Annotated in this window: 14 protein-coding genes and 3 pseudogenes; 9 read left to right on the top strand and 8 right to left on the bottom strand. The window is 71.7% G+C overall.

Translation table 11 applies throughout. The annotated features are described in order from the left end of the window. Window position 1: 1 nt before the first annotated feature. The 6 genes from BFF78_RS46090 to BFF78_RS08870 are packed head-to-tail and all read left to right on the top strand — an operon-like array spanning window position 2 to window position 3,398. Entirely contained in the window at window positions 2-667 is a 666-nt protein-coding gene (locus tag BFF78_RS46090; RefSeq protein ID WP_069777795.1) for a DNA primase, read from the top strand. Beyond that, window positions 664-1,821 carry an SRPBCC family protein gene (locus BFF78_RS08890; protein ID WP_069777794.1) on the top strand — a complete coding sequence of 386 codons (1,158 nt, stop codon included), beginning with the start codon at window positions 664-666 and terminating at the stop codon, window positions 1,819-1,821. Before BFF78_RS46090 ends, BFF78_RS08890 begins: the two co-directional genes overlap by 4 nt. After that, the gene (locus BFF78_RS08885) at window positions 1,818-2,153 is read left to right on the top strand and encodes a gas vesicle protein (RefSeq protein WP_069777793.1); all 336 of its coding nucleotides are present in this window, start codon (window positions 1,818-1,820) and stop codon (window positions 2,151-2,153) included. Before BFF78_RS08890 ends, BFF78_RS08885 begins: the two co-directional genes overlap by 4 nt. Further along, window positions 2,150-2,935: a GvpL/GvpF family gas vesicle protein gene (locus tag BFF78_RS08880; protein WP_069777792.1), complete on the top strand. Its 786-nt coding sequence runs from the start codon at window positions 2,150-2,152 to the stop codon at window positions 2,933-2,935. The genes BFF78_RS08885 and BFF78_RS08880 overlap by 4 nt, the downstream gene beginning before the upstream one ends. Beyond that, a complete protein-coding gene (locus tag BFF78_RS08875; protein WP_069777791.1) occupies window positions 2,932-3,120 on the top strand; it encodes a gas vesicle protein in 189 nt (62 codons plus the stop codon). Before BFF78_RS08880 ends, BFF78_RS08875 begins: the two co-directional genes overlap by 4 nt. Further along, on the top strand, window positions 3,117-3,398 hold the full coding sequence (locus BFF78_RS08870; RefSeq protein WP_069777790.1) for a gas vesicle protein K: 282 nt from the start codon (window positions 3,117-3,119) through the stop codon (window positions 3,396-3,398). The genes BFF78_RS08875 and BFF78_RS08870 overlap by 4 nt, the downstream gene beginning before the upstream one ends. Before the next feature lie 6 nt (window positions 3,399-3,404). On the opposite strand, the gene BFF78_RS08865 is transcribed toward BFF78_RS08870, so the two are convergent. The 3 genes from BFF78_RS08865 to BFF78_RS08855 all read right to left on the bottom strand — a co-directional run bounded on the left by BFF78_RS08865 (window position 3,405) and on the right by BFF78_RS08855 (window position 6,060). Further along, complete coding sequence (locus BFF78_RS08865; protein WP_069777789.1) at window positions 3,405-3,575, bottom strand: hydrophobic protein; 171 nt, start codon at window positions 3,573-3,575, stop codon at window positions 3,405-3,407. A 43-nt stretch (window positions 3,576-3,618) separates the two neighbouring features. Next, window positions 3,619-4,440: a class I SAM-dependent methyltransferase gene (locus BFF78_RS08860; RefSeq protein ID WP_069777788.1), complete on the bottom strand. Its 822-nt coding sequence runs from the start codon at window positions 4,438-4,440 to the stop codon at window positions 3,619-3,621. A 123-nt stretch (window positions 4,441-4,563) separates the two neighbouring features. Next, on the bottom strand, window positions 4,564-6,060 hold the full coding sequence (locus tag BFF78_RS08855; RefSeq protein ID WP_069777787.1) for a bifunctional phosphatase PAP2/diacylglycerol kinase family protein: 1,497 nt from the start codon (window positions 6,058-6,060) through the stop codon (window positions 4,564-4,566). A gap of 81 nt (window positions 6,061-6,141) precedes the next feature. Between BFF78_RS08855 and BFF78_RS08850 the strand changes: the two genes are divergently transcribed. Continuing rightward, complete coding sequence (locus BFF78_RS08850) at window positions 6,142-6,798, top strand: histidine phosphatase family protein (RefSeq protein ID WP_069777786.1); 657 nt, start codon at window positions 6,142-6,144, stop codon at window positions 6,796-6,798. Window positions 6,799-6,995: 197 nt separating this feature from the next. Here BFF78_RS08850 and BFF78_RS08845 read toward each other — a convergent pair. Then, window positions 6,996-7,839, bottom strand: a pseudogene (locus BFF78_RS08845) (transposase domain-containing protein). A 167-nt stretch (window positions 7,840-8,006) separates the two neighbouring features. On the opposite strand from BFF78_RS08845, the gene BFF78_RS08840 reads away from it, so the two are divergent. Then, the gene (locus tag BFF78_RS08840; protein ID WP_069777785.1) at window positions 8,007-9,626 is read left to right on the top strand and encodes an ABC-F family ATP-binding cassette domain-containing protein; all 1,620 of its coding nucleotides are present in this window, start codon (window positions 8,007-8,009) and stop codon (window positions 9,624-9,626) included. Between the two features lie 49 nt (window positions 9,627-9,675). On the opposite strand, the pseudogene BFF78_RS08835 reads toward BFF78_RS08840, so the two are convergent. After that, window positions 9,676-10,690, bottom strand: a pseudogene (locus BFF78_RS08835) (baeRF2 domain-containing protein). On the opposite strand from BFF78_RS08835, the pseudogene BFF78_RS08830 reads away from it, so the two are divergent. Further along, window positions 10,689-11,038, top strand: a pseudogene (locus BFF78_RS08830) (DUF6158 family protein). The pseudogenes BFF78_RS08835 and BFF78_RS08830 overlap by 2 nt on opposite strands. A 92-nt stretch (window positions 11,039-11,130) precedes the next feature. Here BFF78_RS08830 and BFF78_RS08825 read toward each other — a convergent pair. The 3 genes from BFF78_RS08825 to BFF78_RS08815 are packed head-to-tail and all read right to left on the bottom strand — an operon-like array spanning window position 11,131 to window position 12,722. Further along, on the bottom strand, window positions 11,131-11,673 hold the full coding sequence (locus BFF78_RS08825; protein ID WP_069777783.1) for a type 1 glutamine amidotransferase domain-containing protein: 543 nt from the start codon (window positions 11,671-11,673) through the stop codon (window positions 11,131-11,133). A gap of 6 nt (window positions 11,674-11,679) precedes the next feature. Next, the gene (locus BFF78_RS08820) at window positions 11,680-12,348 is read right to left on the bottom strand and encodes a diguanylate cyclase (RefSeq protein WP_069777782.1); all 669 of its coding nucleotides are present in this window, start codon (window positions 12,346-12,348) and stop codon (window positions 11,680-11,682) included. Beyond that, window positions 12,345-12,722: a DUF2795 domain-containing protein gene (locus BFF78_RS08815; protein ID WP_069777781.1), complete on the bottom strand. Its 378-nt coding sequence runs from the start codon at window positions 12,720-12,722 to the stop codon at window positions 12,345-12,347. Before BFF78_RS08815 ends, BFF78_RS08820 begins: the two co-directional genes overlap by 4 nt. Between the last annotated feature and the right edge of the window lies 1 nt (window position 12,723).

Raw genomic sequence — 12,723 nt, 5'->3', positions numbered from 1 at the left:
GATGAACCGAGTGGCACTGGGCCTCGCTGTAGGGGCCGGATACTTTCTGGGACGTACGAAGAAGCTGAAAATGGCGCTCGCGCTCGGCTCCCTCGTGGCTGGCAAGAAGCTCAACCTCAGCCCGCGGATGCTCGCCGACGTGGTGAATCAGCAGCTGAAGAACAACCCGCAGTTCAAGGAGATCGGCGATCAGCTGCGCCAGGACCTGCGGGGGGTCGGCAAGGCCGCCTCCGGCGCCATGGTCGAGCGGCAGATGAACTCCCTCGCCGACCGGCTGCACGGCCGCACCGAGCAGGTCCGCGACCAGCTCTCCGGCGCAGTGCCCGCCAGTTCCGGCTCCGCCGAGGACCGGGACGACGAGGAGGACGCGGACGCCTACGAGGAGTCCGCGGACGAGTCCGGCCCGGATGAGACCGAGAGCCGGGACGAAGAGGGCCAGGAGGACGAGGACGGCCGGGATGAGGAGCCGCGCGGCCGCAAGCCCGCCAAGAAGGCCCCGGCGAAGAGGGCCCCCGGCAAGAAGGTCGCGGCGAAGAAGGCGGCCCCCGCGAAGAAGGCGGCCCCCGCGAAGAAGGCGACCACGAAAAGGACGGACGCGGCTCGCAGGACGGCCGGCAAGAAGACGGCCGCCGCGTCCCGGCAGCGGAAGAGCGGTGACGACCGATGACCGAGACCCTCGGATCGGCCACCTCCGCGGCCGACAAGGCCACGGGTGCGGCCAAGGACAATCCGCTGACCGGTCTCGCCCACAGCGAGGCTGCCGACCGGCTGAAGGCGGAGGCCCAGGACTTTCTGGCCGCACAGGCCACGAAGATGCTCACCGGCCTCGGCCGCAAGCTCGGCGAGACCACGGGCAAGCTCAACGACATAGCCGACGGCAACAGCCCTGGCTTCGCCAAGCTCGCGCTCGACGGCGGCCGCAAGCTCGCCGAGGGCAAGGGACCGCTGCGCTCCGCGCTGGAGCTGGGCGGCTCCCGCGTCAAGGAGAAGGTGATGAACGCGGTGAGAGGCCTCGGGGGCAGCAAGGGCAAGAAGGGCGGCGCGGGCCACAAGCCCACCGTCATCATGGAGTCCATCGATGTCGGCGTACCGCTGCGCACCGCCTACGACCAGTGGACGCAGTACAAGGACTTCAGCAGCTTCGCCAAGGGCGTCAAGAGCGCGAGCCGCGCCGACGACACCCATTCCGACTGGCAGGCGAAGATATTCTGGTCCAGCCGCAGCTGGAAGGCGCAGACCACCGAACAGATACCCGACTACCGCATCCAGTGGACGTCGGAGGGTGCCAAGGGCACCACCAAGGGCGTGGTCTCGTTCCACCGGCTGGAGGAGAACCTCACCCGCGTCCTGCTGGTCATCGAGTACTACCCGACCGGCCTGTTCGAGAAGACCGGCAACATCTGGCGCGCCCAGGGCCGCCGGGTCAGGCTGGACCTGAAGCACTTCGCCCGCTTCATCACCCTCAAGGGCGAGGCGGAGGACAGCTGGCGCGGCGAGATCCGCGACGGTGAGGTGGTGCGAAGTCACGAGGACGCCATGGCCGAGGAGGAACAGGAGCAGGAGGCCGAGGCGCCCGAGGACGAGGACGCGGAGGACGAAGGCGCCGAGGGGGAAGCCGAGGAGCCGTACGAGGGCGAGGAGGAAGCAGAGGGCGACGACGAGGAGCCCTATGAGGACGAAGCCGAGGAGGGTGAGGAACCCGAGGGCGAGTACGAGGAGGAAGAGGAACCCGAGGGCGAGTACGAGGAGGAAGAGGAACCCGAGGGCGAGTACGAGGAGGAAGAGGAACCCGAGTACGCCGGAGGCAGGAGCCGTCGATGACGACGCCCGGCCGGTTCCCCGAACCGTACGGCCACGGCAGTGGCGCCAACCTCGCCGACATCCTCGAGCGCGTGCTCGACAAGGGCATCGTGATCGCGGGTGACATCCGGATCAACCTGCTCGACATCGAGCTGCTGACCATCAAACTGAGGCTCATCGTCGCCTCGGTCGACAAGGCGAAGGAGATGGGCATCGACTGGTGGGAAACGGACCCGGCGCTCTCCTCCCGGGCCCGCCGCGACGAGCTGACCCGGGAGAACGTCGAGCTGAGAGAACGGCTGGCCCGGCTGGAAGAACTGGAGCTGGGCCGTGCGCCGAAGGAGGCCCCATGACCGGACTGCGCTACGTCTACGCCGTCTGCCGCCCCTTCGGCACGCCCCTGCAGTCCCAGCTCACGGGCGTCGGCGGTGCTCCGCCGGGGCTGCTGCACCACCACGGGCTGATCGCGGTCGTCAGTCAGGTCCCGGAGGCCGACTTCGGCGAGGAGGCGCTGAAGGCGCACCTGGAGGATCTGGACTGGCTGTCCGCGACCGCCCGCGCGCACCAGGGTGTGATCGACGCGCTCACCACCGTCACCACCCCGCTGCCACTCCGGCTCGGGACCGTCTTCCGGGACTGCAGTGGGGTGCGCACCATGATCGAGGCTCGTGAGGAGGACTTCCGGCGCACCCTCGACCGGTTGGAGGGCCGGGTGGAGTGGGGCGTGAAGCTCTACCTGGAGCCCGAGCCCGAGCCCGAGCCCGAGCCCGAGTCCGCTCCCGCCGGGCCGGCCGCCGAGCCCAGGCCCGGGAGCGGACGGGACTATCTGCGCCGGCGGCGGACGAGCACCCACGCCCAGGAGGAGCGGTGGCAGCGCGCCGAGGCCTTCGCCCGGACGCTGCACGAGCGCCTTTCCCGGAATTCCGAGGATTCCCGGCTGCACGCCCCACAGAATTCCGCGCTTTCAACGGTTCCCGGCAGGAACGTCCTCAATGCGGCCTATCTGGTGCCCCGCGCGCATTCCGAGGAATTCGTGGAACTTGTGGACCGCACCAAGGATGAAGCACCCGGAATCCGGGTGGAACTCACCGGACCCTGGGCCGCCTATTCCTTCGTCGGGGAGGCGGCGCCGTGACCGTCGTCGAACGACGCGAGATCGCACTCGTCGACCTGCTCGACCGGCTGCTGGCCGGCGGGGTCGTCATCACCGGCGACATCACCCTGCGGATAGCCGACGTCGACCTGGTCCGCATCGATCTGAACGCGCTGATCAGCTCGGTGAACGAGGCGGTCCCCTCACCCTTCGAGGAGCCGGTGTGACCCCGCGCAACCGACTCGACCTGGAGCCCGACACGGTCGAGCGCGACCTGGTGAAACTGGTGCTCACCGTGGTGGAACTGCTGCGCCAGCTGATGGAACGGCAGGCCGTGCGCCGCTTCGACACCGGTGAGCTGACCGAGGAGCAGGAGGAGCGGATCGGGCTCACGCTGATGCTCCTGGAAGAGCGGATGGCCGAGCTGCGCGAGCGCTACGGCCTGCGGCCCGAGGACCTCAATCTGGACCTCGGGCCGCTCGGACCGCTGCTTCCCCGCGACTAGCTCACGTCACCACCGATACCAGCGACCCCTGCCGCCGTCCGCGGTCGTGCTGCGGACCAGGAAGCCCATCAGCCAGACGACCAGCACAGCCAGGGCAATCCACCAGAGAATCTTCACCGCGAATCCGGCTCCGAAGAGAATGAGTGCCAGAAGCAGTACCAGCAGGATGGGAACCATAATGTCGTACCTCCTGCGGTACGGGTTTCCCGAAATACGCGGATCAGGCTTCCTTACGGCACAGAATCTCGCCGTGCAGGGCCGCGAACCAGCCGTCCTCGCACCGGCCCCACTCCCGCCACGCCTCCGACACGGCCCGCAGCTGTTCCTCGGTCGCGTGACCCCCTTGCACGGCCCGCTCCGCATAGGTGGAGGCCAGGGTGCGGTCGGCCCACAGACCGCTCCACCAGGCCCGCTCCTGGGGGGTGCTGAAGGTCCACGTGCTGGAGGTGGCGGTGATGTCGGTCAGCCCCGCGGCCAGCGCCCACGCCTTCAGCCGCCGCCCGGCGTCGGGCTCGCCGCCGTTGGCGCGGGCCACCCGCTCGTACAGGTCCAGCCAGTCGTCCAGGCCCGCCAGTGCCGGATGCCAGGTCATCGCCGCATAGTCCCCGTCGCGTACGGCGATGAACCCGCCCGGCTTCGTCACCCGGTGCATCTCGCGCAGCGCCTGCACCGGGTCGCCGACGTGCTGCAGCACCTGGTGGGCGTGGACCACGCAGAAGGTGTCGTCCGGGTAGTCCAGGGCGTGCACGTCGGCGACCGCGAAGTCCACGTTGGTCAGGCCGCGCCCATCTGCGGTGGCCCGGGCCTGCTCCAGGATGCCCGGCGCGTGGTCGGCGCCGGTGACATGGCCGTCAGGGACCCGTGCCGCCAGGTCGGCGGTGATGGTGCCCGGGCCGCAGCCGATGTCCAGGATCTTCATGTGGGGCTTCAGGGAACCGAGCAGATAGGCCGCGGAGTTCTCGGCGGTCCGCCAGGTGTGCGACCGCAGCACCGACTCGTGGTGCCCGTGCGTGTAGACGGCGGTCTCCCGCGTTCTCGGCATGGCTGTTCCCCTTCACCCTCGTCACCGCTGGTATGCCGACACCGTACGCGCGCATGCCGAATGATGAGACCGGCGTTTTACATCCTGGACTGATGGAATGTCAGATGAATACCTGACGGCACGTCAGAAATCCACGCGCAGTGGGCGGTACACCGTCAGGGCCTCCGGCAGCTTCTCCAGGACCACCTCTCCCGACACCGCCGTGACCTCGCCGTCGTACGCCAGCGGGGTGCCCGGTGCGATCCCGGTCAGCCGGAGCCGGCTGACCTGCACCGCGGCGTGTGCCGGTGACCGGGTCAGCGGGCCTGCCGCCGCGGCGGCCAGCAGCCGCAGCGCGGGCCGGCGGCTGCCGTGCACCGCCCGCACGTCCAGCAGTCCGTCCGCGAGATCGGTACGGCGGCCCGGCGCGAGCCCCATGCGGTGGTAGACGCCGTTGCCGACGAACAGCAGCCACAGCGGCCGTCGCCGGCCGCCCAGCTCCACCTCCAGCGGATGCCGGTCCGCGCGCAGCACTCGCAGCGCGCCCAGCAGCCCGGCCGGCCAGCCGCCGATGCGGTGGGACCAGCGTTCTCGCTCGCGCACCAGCTCCGGGTAGACGCCCAGGCTCAGCGTGTTCAGGAACAGGCCCTCGCCGCCGCCGCCGGTCCGGTACCGGACCGCGTCCACCCGGACCGCCTCCCCGTGCCGGACCGCGCGGGCCAGAGCGCGTTCGTCCTCCACGCCCAGGTCGTAGGCGAAGTGGTTGAGGGTGCCACCGGGCAGCACCGCAAGCGGCAGACCGTGCCGCAGGGCGAGCCGTGCGGCCGCGTTCACGGTGCCGTCACCGCCGCACACGCCCAGCACCCGCGCGCGGGCCGCCGCCTTCGCCAGCTCGTCGCCGACGTCCTCCGGTGCGCACTCGACGATCTCCGCCTTCGGCAACGCGCCCAGCAGCCCCCGGATCCGGTCCGCGGTGCCCGAGCCCCGGTTGGCGACCATGACCAGCCCGTCGCCCTCCGGCAGCGCGGGCGCCTCGGCACGCGACCGGGCCCGCCGGCGCACCTGGGCACGGGTCGGCATCAGCCGCCGTACCAGGAAGGCCGCGCCCGCGCCGAGGGCCGCCCCGGCCAGCACGTCGCTCGGGAAGTGCACGCCCGTGTACACCCGTGAGGCCGCCACCGAGAACGCCACCGGCGCCACCACCGCACCCCACGCCCGGGACTCCAGCGCCACCCCGGTCGCGAAGGCGGCGGCCGACGCGGCGTGCCCGGACGGGAACGACGTGGTGATCGGCTGCCGCTTCAGCTGCCGCACCAGCGGCACCGGGTCCAGCACCGGCCGCGCCCGGCGCACCGTGCGCTTGCCGACGGTGTTGATCGCCAGCGAGGCCACGCTGAGGGAGGCCAGGCCCCGGGCCGCCGCCCGGCGGGCCCTCGGGGTGCGGCTCACGGCCATCGCGGCGGCGGTCGCGAACCACAGCACCCCGTGGTTCGCGCCGCGGCTGAGGCGGGGCAGCACCCGCTCGGCGCCGGGCCAGTGCCAGGCGGCGGCCGCCTCGAACAGCAGGCCGTCCAGCTTCAGCAGCCGGCACAGCGGGTCGCGGCCACTCGTGCGGTCAGTAAGGTCCAGGTCGGGGCTCATGGGGTCCGGTTACCCTGAAGTGCCCGTTTGTTGTGCCTGTCCGCGCCGGGCGCCCGACCGGCGTGTAAGGAGTTCCCCCGGATGCGCCTGCTCCTCGTCCGTCACGGTGAGACCCCGTCCAACCTGCACCATCTGCTGGACACCGCCGTGCCCGGACCGGCGCTGACCCCGCTCGGCCAGGCGCAGGCCGCCGCGCTGCCCGAGGCGCTCGCCGACGAGGACATCGAGGCCCTGTACGCCTCCACGCTGCTGCGCACCCGGCTCACCGCCGCCCCGCTGGCCGCCGCCCGGGGACTTGAGGTGATCGTCCGCGACGGCATCCGCGAGGTGTCCGCGGGCGAGCTGGAGATGCTGCCCGGTGAGTCCGCCGAGGGCCGCGTGTACATGCGCACGGTCTTCGCCTGGGCCGACGGCGACACCACGCCGCGCATCCCCGGCGGAGAGAGCGGCGAGGAGGCGCTGGCCCGGTACGACGCCGTCGTGGCGGAGGCCGCCGCGAGCGGCGCCGGCACCGTCGCGATGGTCAGCCACGGCGCCGCGATCCGCATGTGGACCGCCGCCCGCGCCGACAACGTCGACGTCCCCTTCGCCGCCGCCCGCCCCCTGGCCAACACCGGCGTGGTCGTCCTGGAGGGCTCCCCGTCCGACGGCTGGAAGGCCCTGTCCTGGGAGGGCGCCACGGTGGAACCGGCGGGGGAGCCCGGGCCGACCGGGGAGCCGGTCGACACGGCGGGCTAGGACCAATACCGGTGATTTAGGTTGTTTTCCGGCGGGTCGGTCTGGGCTTGGTCGGTCCGACCAGGGTCACACGGGGAGTATCCGGCCGGGGCGGGTTTTGATGCTCAGCCCGTTTGAGCTTCCAGTTGGACATCTTGCGTTTGATGACGCGCGGGCTGAAGCGCAACCGCCGGGGTGACAAGAGTCGTTCGCGGATCTCATCCAGGGCCGTGAGCAGTGCCCGGGCCAGCCGGGAGGGGGGAAAATGCCGCCTGGTCGGTGACGTGGCGGCGGACGACGCGCAGGGTGCGGGTGAAGGAGACCCGGTCGGGATCATGGTCAGCTTGCTGTGCGGCATGGTGCATAAGGTCCCGCAGGGCGTGGTGCACCAATAGGAAGGCGAAGATCTCCTGTTCGGCCCCGCGAGGGTGCTGGGAGCGCAGGACGGGACGAGGACCTTCAAGGTGGGTCTTGATCTCATCGAGCGTGCTCTCGATCTCCCATCGCTGGGCGTACAGCGCGGCCAGCGACGCGGCCGAGGCGGCCTTCGGATCCAGGATGGTGGTGATCAGCCGGTACACCGTGTCGCTGCCGTCCCGGCCGAGGGTGTACTCGATCACCCGGACCCGGGCCGGGTCCGCGCGGCGGTTCTTGTCCCGGGCCCCGATACCAGGCCCCGCTGGTGTCCTCGGTCGCCACCGGCCGGCACACCCGGGCAAACAGTGCCTTCAGCGGCTCCGGGCCCAGTCGCAGACGGGCCCGGCCAATCGCCGCGGTAGTCGGCACCTGCCAGGTCCCCTTCCACCGCCCCATCCGCTGAAGGCCGTGCGTCAGGAGTCGGGCGACCTCCTCATACCCCTGCCCGGAGAACAGGCACATCGCCAGCACGAAATAGACCACCACGCGGGCGGGCAGCAGCCGTTGGCGCCTCTCGACCCGGCCGCATTCCGCGACCACCTCATCCACCAACTCCGGCGGAAACGCGCGGGTCAGCACCCCAATCGCGATCCGATCCGGCAACCGCTCATCCGACGACGACTTCACCTGTCCGGGCCTTGGCACACCAACCCAACGACCCGAACACCCCAAAGTCACCGGTATTGGGGCTAGACCGTTCCTTCCGGATCGGGCCCACAGGGCCCGCCGGAGGTCCGCCGCGGGGCCTGCCGCGCCGGGCCGGCGGATAAGGGTTTGCCCCGGGTGCGGACCGGCCCGGAGAATGCCTGCCCATGGGACATCTGGAAGCCGCGCACCTCGAGTACCACCTCCCCGACGGGAGGACCCTGCTCGGGGACGTGTCCTTCCGGGTCGGCGAAGGCGCCGCCGTCGCCCTGGTCGGCCCGAACGGCGCCGGCAAGACGACCCTGCTGCGGCTGATCTCCGGCGAGCTGAAACCACACGGCGGCACCGTCACCGTCAGCGGCGGCCTCGGCGTGATGCGCCAGTTCGTCGGCTCCGTACGGGACGAGACGACCGTTCGCGACCTGCTCGTCTCCGTCGCCCCGCCCCGCATCCGCGAGGCCGCCCGGGCGGTCGACGAGGCCGAGCACGCCGTCATGACCGTCGACGACGAGGCCGCCCAGCTGAGCTACGCGCAGGCCCTCGCCGACTGGGCCGAGGCGCGCGGCTACGAGGCCGAGACCCTGTGGGACATGTGCACCACCGCCGCCCTCGGCATGCCCTACGAGCGTGCCCAGTGGCGCCAGGTGAGCACCCTCTCCGGCGGCGAGCAGAAACGCCTCGTGCTGGAGGCGCTGCTGCGCGGCACCGACGAGGTCCTGCTGCTGGACGAACCGGACAACTACCTCGACGTACCCGGCAAACGATGGCTGGAGGAGCAGCTCAAGCAGACCCGCAAGACGGTCCTGTTCGTCTCCCACGACCGGGAACTCCTCGCCCGCGCGGCCGAGAAGATCGTCTCCGTGGAGCCGGGCCCGGCCGGCGCCGACGCCTGGGTGCACGGCGGCGGCTTCGCCACCTACCACGAGGCCCGCCGGGAACGCTTCGCCCGCTTCGAGGAGTTGCGCCGCCGCTGGGACGAGAAGCACGCCCAGCTGAAGAAGCTGGTGCTGAGCCTGCGTCAGGCGGCCTCCGTCTCCCACGAGCTGGCCTCCCGGTACGCCGCCGCCCAGACCCGCCTGCGCAAGTTCGAGGAGGCCGGCCCGCCCCCGGAACCGCCGCGCGAGCAGGACATCACCATGCGCCTGAAGGGCGGCCGCACCGGCGTACGGGCCGTCACCTGCCAGGGACTCGAACTGACCGGCCTGATGCGGCCGTTCGACCTGGAGGTCTTCTACGGCGAACGGGTCGCCGTCCTCGGCTCCAACGGCTCCGGCAAGTCGCACTTCCTGCGGCTGCTGGCCGGCGAGGACGTCGCGCACACGGGGGAGTGGAAGCTGGGCGCCCGCGTCGTACCCGGCCACTTCGCGCAGACCCACGCCCACCCCGAACTCCAGGGCCGCACCCTGCTGGACATCCTGTGGAAGGAGCACTCCCAGGACCGCGGCGCCGCCATGTCGAGGCTGCGCCGCTACGAGCTGACCCAGCAGGCCGAGCAGCCCTTCGACCGGCTCTCCGGCGGCCAGCAGGCCCGCTTCCAGATCCTGCTGCTGGAACTGGCGGGCGCCACCGCCCTGCTGCTGGACGAGCCCACCGACAACCTCGACCTGGAGTCGGCCGAGGCCCTGCAGGAGGGCCTGGAGGCCTTCGAGGGCACGGTCCTCGCGGTCACCCACGACCGCTGGTTCGCCCGCTCCTTCGACCGCTACCTGGTCTTCGGCAGCGACGGCCGTGTCCGCGAGACCGCGGAAGCGGTCTGGGACGAACGCAGGGTGGAGCGGGCCCGCTAGCCCCGCCGGGGCCGTACGGGCAGGTTTTCGACGGGGGGCTGCGGGGCCGTCACTTCCAGCGCAGCAGCGCGCCCATGCCGCCCGCCGCGATCTCGTCGCCGGTGTCCCGGAGCACCGGGGTGAGCGACAGGGCCGAGGCGTCCGTCACCGCGGCCGTCCGGACCAGCGCGTCGTCGGCACGGGCCGGCCACGCGTGCCGTTCGCCGAGGGCCTTGAGGTCGTTACGGCGGACCGCCAGCTGGTCCGGGTCCTCCCCGATCCACACCTCGCGGCGCGTGTCGGGCGCCTCCGGGCAGATCAGCAGCTCGGCCAGCCGGTGCTCGCGCGCCGCCCCGATCAGCCCCGGCACCCCCTCCACGGCCGCCGACCGCCGCTCCTCGTCCGGTGTCCGCGCCGCACGGAACCGGTCCACCTCGGCGAGTATCCGCTGCCGTACGTGCCCGGCGCGTATCTCCTCGACCTCGCGCGGCAGCAGCCCGCCGTCCTTGCCGCGTGACGTCTCCACCGCACGGCCCCGCAGCGCCTTCGGCAGCTGCTCGCGCGCCGACCTGCGCTCCCGGTCGTCCCCGCACAGGATCAGCAGATCGGCCCCGGTCTCCTCCGCGCAGGCCGCCAGTGCGTCCGCGACCTCACGCGCACCCGGCCTCCTCGTGCAGCAGCGCGCTGCGCAGTTCGAGCCGGGCACCGGTCCGGTCGATGTACGCCACCAGCGACAGCGGATCCTCACCGGCCAGGTCCAGCAGCGGTGTCACCCGCGGCAGCACGCCCCAGGGCCTCGCCGTCCGGTGGGCCCCGCGTCAGCGGCACCTCCAGGACCACTTCGCCGTCGTGGGCGAACACGGCCCGGCCGTAGGGCTCCGGCGCGTGCCGCAGAGCCTCCACGGCGTCGTGCACCGCCCGGCAGGTGGACTCGTCCGCCCCCTGCCGGGCCAGCTCCCGGTGACCGCCTGCGCGCTCATATGACGCCGTTGCTGCTGGTCCTCCGTGTGCAACGAGGTGTCGACGTATGCGGAGGCCCAGGACCCGGGATTTTCGTACAGTGGACTCAAGAACGCGAGCTCCATGGATTCCTCCCGGAAACCGCTGGGGCAGTGCACGCCGGGCGGGTACCCGGGCCGGGACCCATGGACAGGACACGACGAGCGGGGTACCACATGACCGGAGTCGACCCCAGCCGACTGGACGACCAGCAGCTCATGAAGGAGCTGGAGACGATCCACCGCACGCGCCACGACACCCTCCTCTACGGCTCGAGCGACGCGCTGCGGACCCACAACGAGCGCATGGCGCAGCTGGAGGGCGAGTATCTGCGCCGCAACCCGCGCCGCCTGGTCAGTGCGGGCCGCACCCGGGAGGGCGCCCGTGAACGGCGGTGCGGCGAGGCGGCGACTCCGGAGGCGTCCGGCACCTGAGCCTCCTTCACCGGGCCCGGGCGCGACAAAGGCCGGCTCGCACGCGACAAAGGCCGGCCCGCACGGGCCGGCCCTCGGCAAGGCGCCCGATGTCAGCCGGCCGCTCCGGCGAGCACGTGCACGAACGCGTCGCAGAACGCCTTCAGATCGTCCGGCTTGCGGCTGGTCACCAGCTGGTTGGAGCCCTGATCGCAGATCTTCACCGGCTCGTCCACCCAGGTGCCGCCCGCGTTCTCGATGTCCGTCCTGAGACTCGGCCAGGACGTCAGCACCCTGCCCCGTACGACATCCGCCTCCACGAGCGTCCACGGCGCGTGACAGATCGCGGCGACCGGACGGCTCTGGTCGAAGAAGTCCCGCACGAACGCGACGGCCTTGTCGTCCATCCGCAGGAAGTCCGGGTTGGCCACCCCGCCGGGCAGCACGAGACCCCCGAACGAACCCGCCGACGTCTCACCCACCACCTCGTCCACGTCGAAGGTGCCGCCCTTGTCGAGATGGTCGAACGCCTGGATCGTCCCCGGCTTCGTCGACACCAGCACCGGCTCGTGCCCGGCGTCGGAGACCGCCTTCCACGGCTCGGTCAGCTCGACCTGTTCGACGCCCTGCGGCGCCACGAGAAACGCGATACGCATGACTTCTCACCTTCCAACAGCGGTACCGATCACCGGGGTCCCGGAACCAGCGGCCCCGGACCGCACAGGCCGTTTCCCGCGCCGGGCGGCCCGCCGGCAGCGCAGCAGCTCCTCGCCGTACGGCAGCACCACGCACAGCCCGATCGCGAGACCGATGCCGGCCAGATAGCCGGGCGAGAGCGCACGCGGGCGCTTGCGCAGCCGCCAGGCCTCGGGATGCCCGCGCCCGCCCCGCAGCAGCGAGCGCACCTCGTCGGCGTGCAGGCACATCAGCGAGGCGAGTGCGCCGAACGGCAGCGACTCCAGAAAGCTGTGGATGTGCTGCTCGGCCGGCCTGACCTCCCGGTCGCTGTCGACGGCCGTCCGCACGTCCCACCACGCGGTCACCTCGTGCACCGCCGCGGCCCCCAGCAGCGTGCTCAGCAGCTTCGGATTGACCCGGTAGCGCAGGGTGAGCGCGATCGGCAGCCCGACCTCGGCCATCATCAGCGAGTGGATCAGGGACTCCTTCGTGCCCGCGGTGTCCTCGATCCGGGTGCGCCGGTGCATCGCCCAGTCGGCGAGCCCGGGCAGGAACCAGCCGGGCAGCAGCCCGTACAGCAGAAACCGCGTGGTCGCCACATCGGCGTCGACAGCGGCACCCCGCGCGATCTGCGCCGCCTGACCCCGGCTCATCGGCCGCTCGCCAACGCCTCGGCGAGCTGCTGCACATTCTCGTAGCGCGCCGAGTGCGGCAGCGCGGCCACCGCGTCGACCAACGTGCCCGGCGCGTTCTGCCGGCGCAGCATCCGGGCCACGTCACGGGCGGTCGCCGGGAAGGAACTGCGGCTCAGCGTCCGGGCCAGCTCCGACCGCACCCGCTCCAGCGACGCCGGCGACCCCAGGCCGCCCACGGGCCCGCTCCACACCTCCGGGTCGTCGTCCGCGGCCGGTTCCGGATCGTGCCACTCCTCCACGCGCGTCGGATGCCCGGACCTCAGCAGGCCCCTCAACTCGTGCTTCATCTCGTCGTCCCGGTGGACGTTCAGCCGGTCACTGCCTCGCTGCATG

The organism is Streptomyces fodineus, assembly GCF_001735805.1.
Taxonomy (GTDB): Bacteria; Actinomycetota; Actinomycetes; order Streptomycetales; family Streptomycetaceae; genus Streptomyces; species Streptomyces fodineus.
This window is presented reverse-complemented; position numbering and strand designations above follow the sequence as displayed.

Excerpts from the sequence above, each read along its gene's own strand:
- BFF78_RS08825 (WP_069777783.1), bottom strand. The coding sequence starts at position 11,673 with ATGCGTATCGCGTTTCTCGTGGCGCCGCAGGGCGTCGAACAGGTCGAG.
- BFF78_RS08880 (WP_069777792.1), top strand. The coding sequence starts at position 2,150 with ATGACCGGACTGCGCTACGTCTACGCCGTCTGCCGCCCCTTCGGCACG.
- BFF78_RS08840 (WP_069777785.1), top strand. The coding sequence starts at position 8,007 with ATGGGACATCTGGAAGCCGCGCACCTCGAGTACCACCTCCCCGACGGG.
- BFF78_RS08860 (WP_069777788.1), bottom strand. The coding sequence starts at position 4,440 with ATGCCGAGAACGCGGGAGACCGCCGTCTACACGCACGGGCACCACGAG.
- BFF78_RS08820 (WP_069777782.1), bottom strand. The coding sequence starts at position 12,348 with ATGAGCCGGGGTCAGGCGGCGCAGATCGCGCGGGGTGCCGCTGTCGAC.
- BFF78_RS46090 (WP_069777795.1), top strand. The coding sequence starts at position 2 with ATGAACCGAGTGGCACTGGGCCTCGCTGTAGGGGCCGGATACTTTCTG.
- BFF78_RS08885 (WP_069777793.1), top strand. The coding sequence starts at position 1,818 with ATGACGACGCCCGGCCGGTTCCCCGAACCGTACGGCCACGGCAGTGGC.
- BFF78_RS08815 (WP_069777781.1), bottom strand. The coding sequence starts at position 12,722 with ATGCAGCGAGGCAGTGACCGGCTGAACGTCCACCGGGACGACGAGATG.
- BFF78_RS08865 (WP_069777789.1), bottom strand. The coding sequence starts at position 3,575 with ATGGTTCCCATCCTGCTGGTACTGCTTCTGGCACTCATTCTCTTCGGA.
- BFF78_RS08850 (WP_069777786.1), top strand. The coding sequence starts at position 6,142 with ATGCGCCTGCTCCTCGTCCGTCACGGTGAGACCCCGTCCAACCTGCAC.
- BFF78_RS08890 (WP_069777794.1), top strand. The coding sequence starts at position 664 with ATGACCGAGACCCTCGGATCGGCCACCTCCGCGGCCGACAAGGCCACG.
- BFF78_RS08855 (WP_069777787.1), bottom strand. The coding sequence starts at position 6,060 with ATGAGCCCCGACCTGGACCTTACTGACCGCACGAGTGGCCGCGACCCG.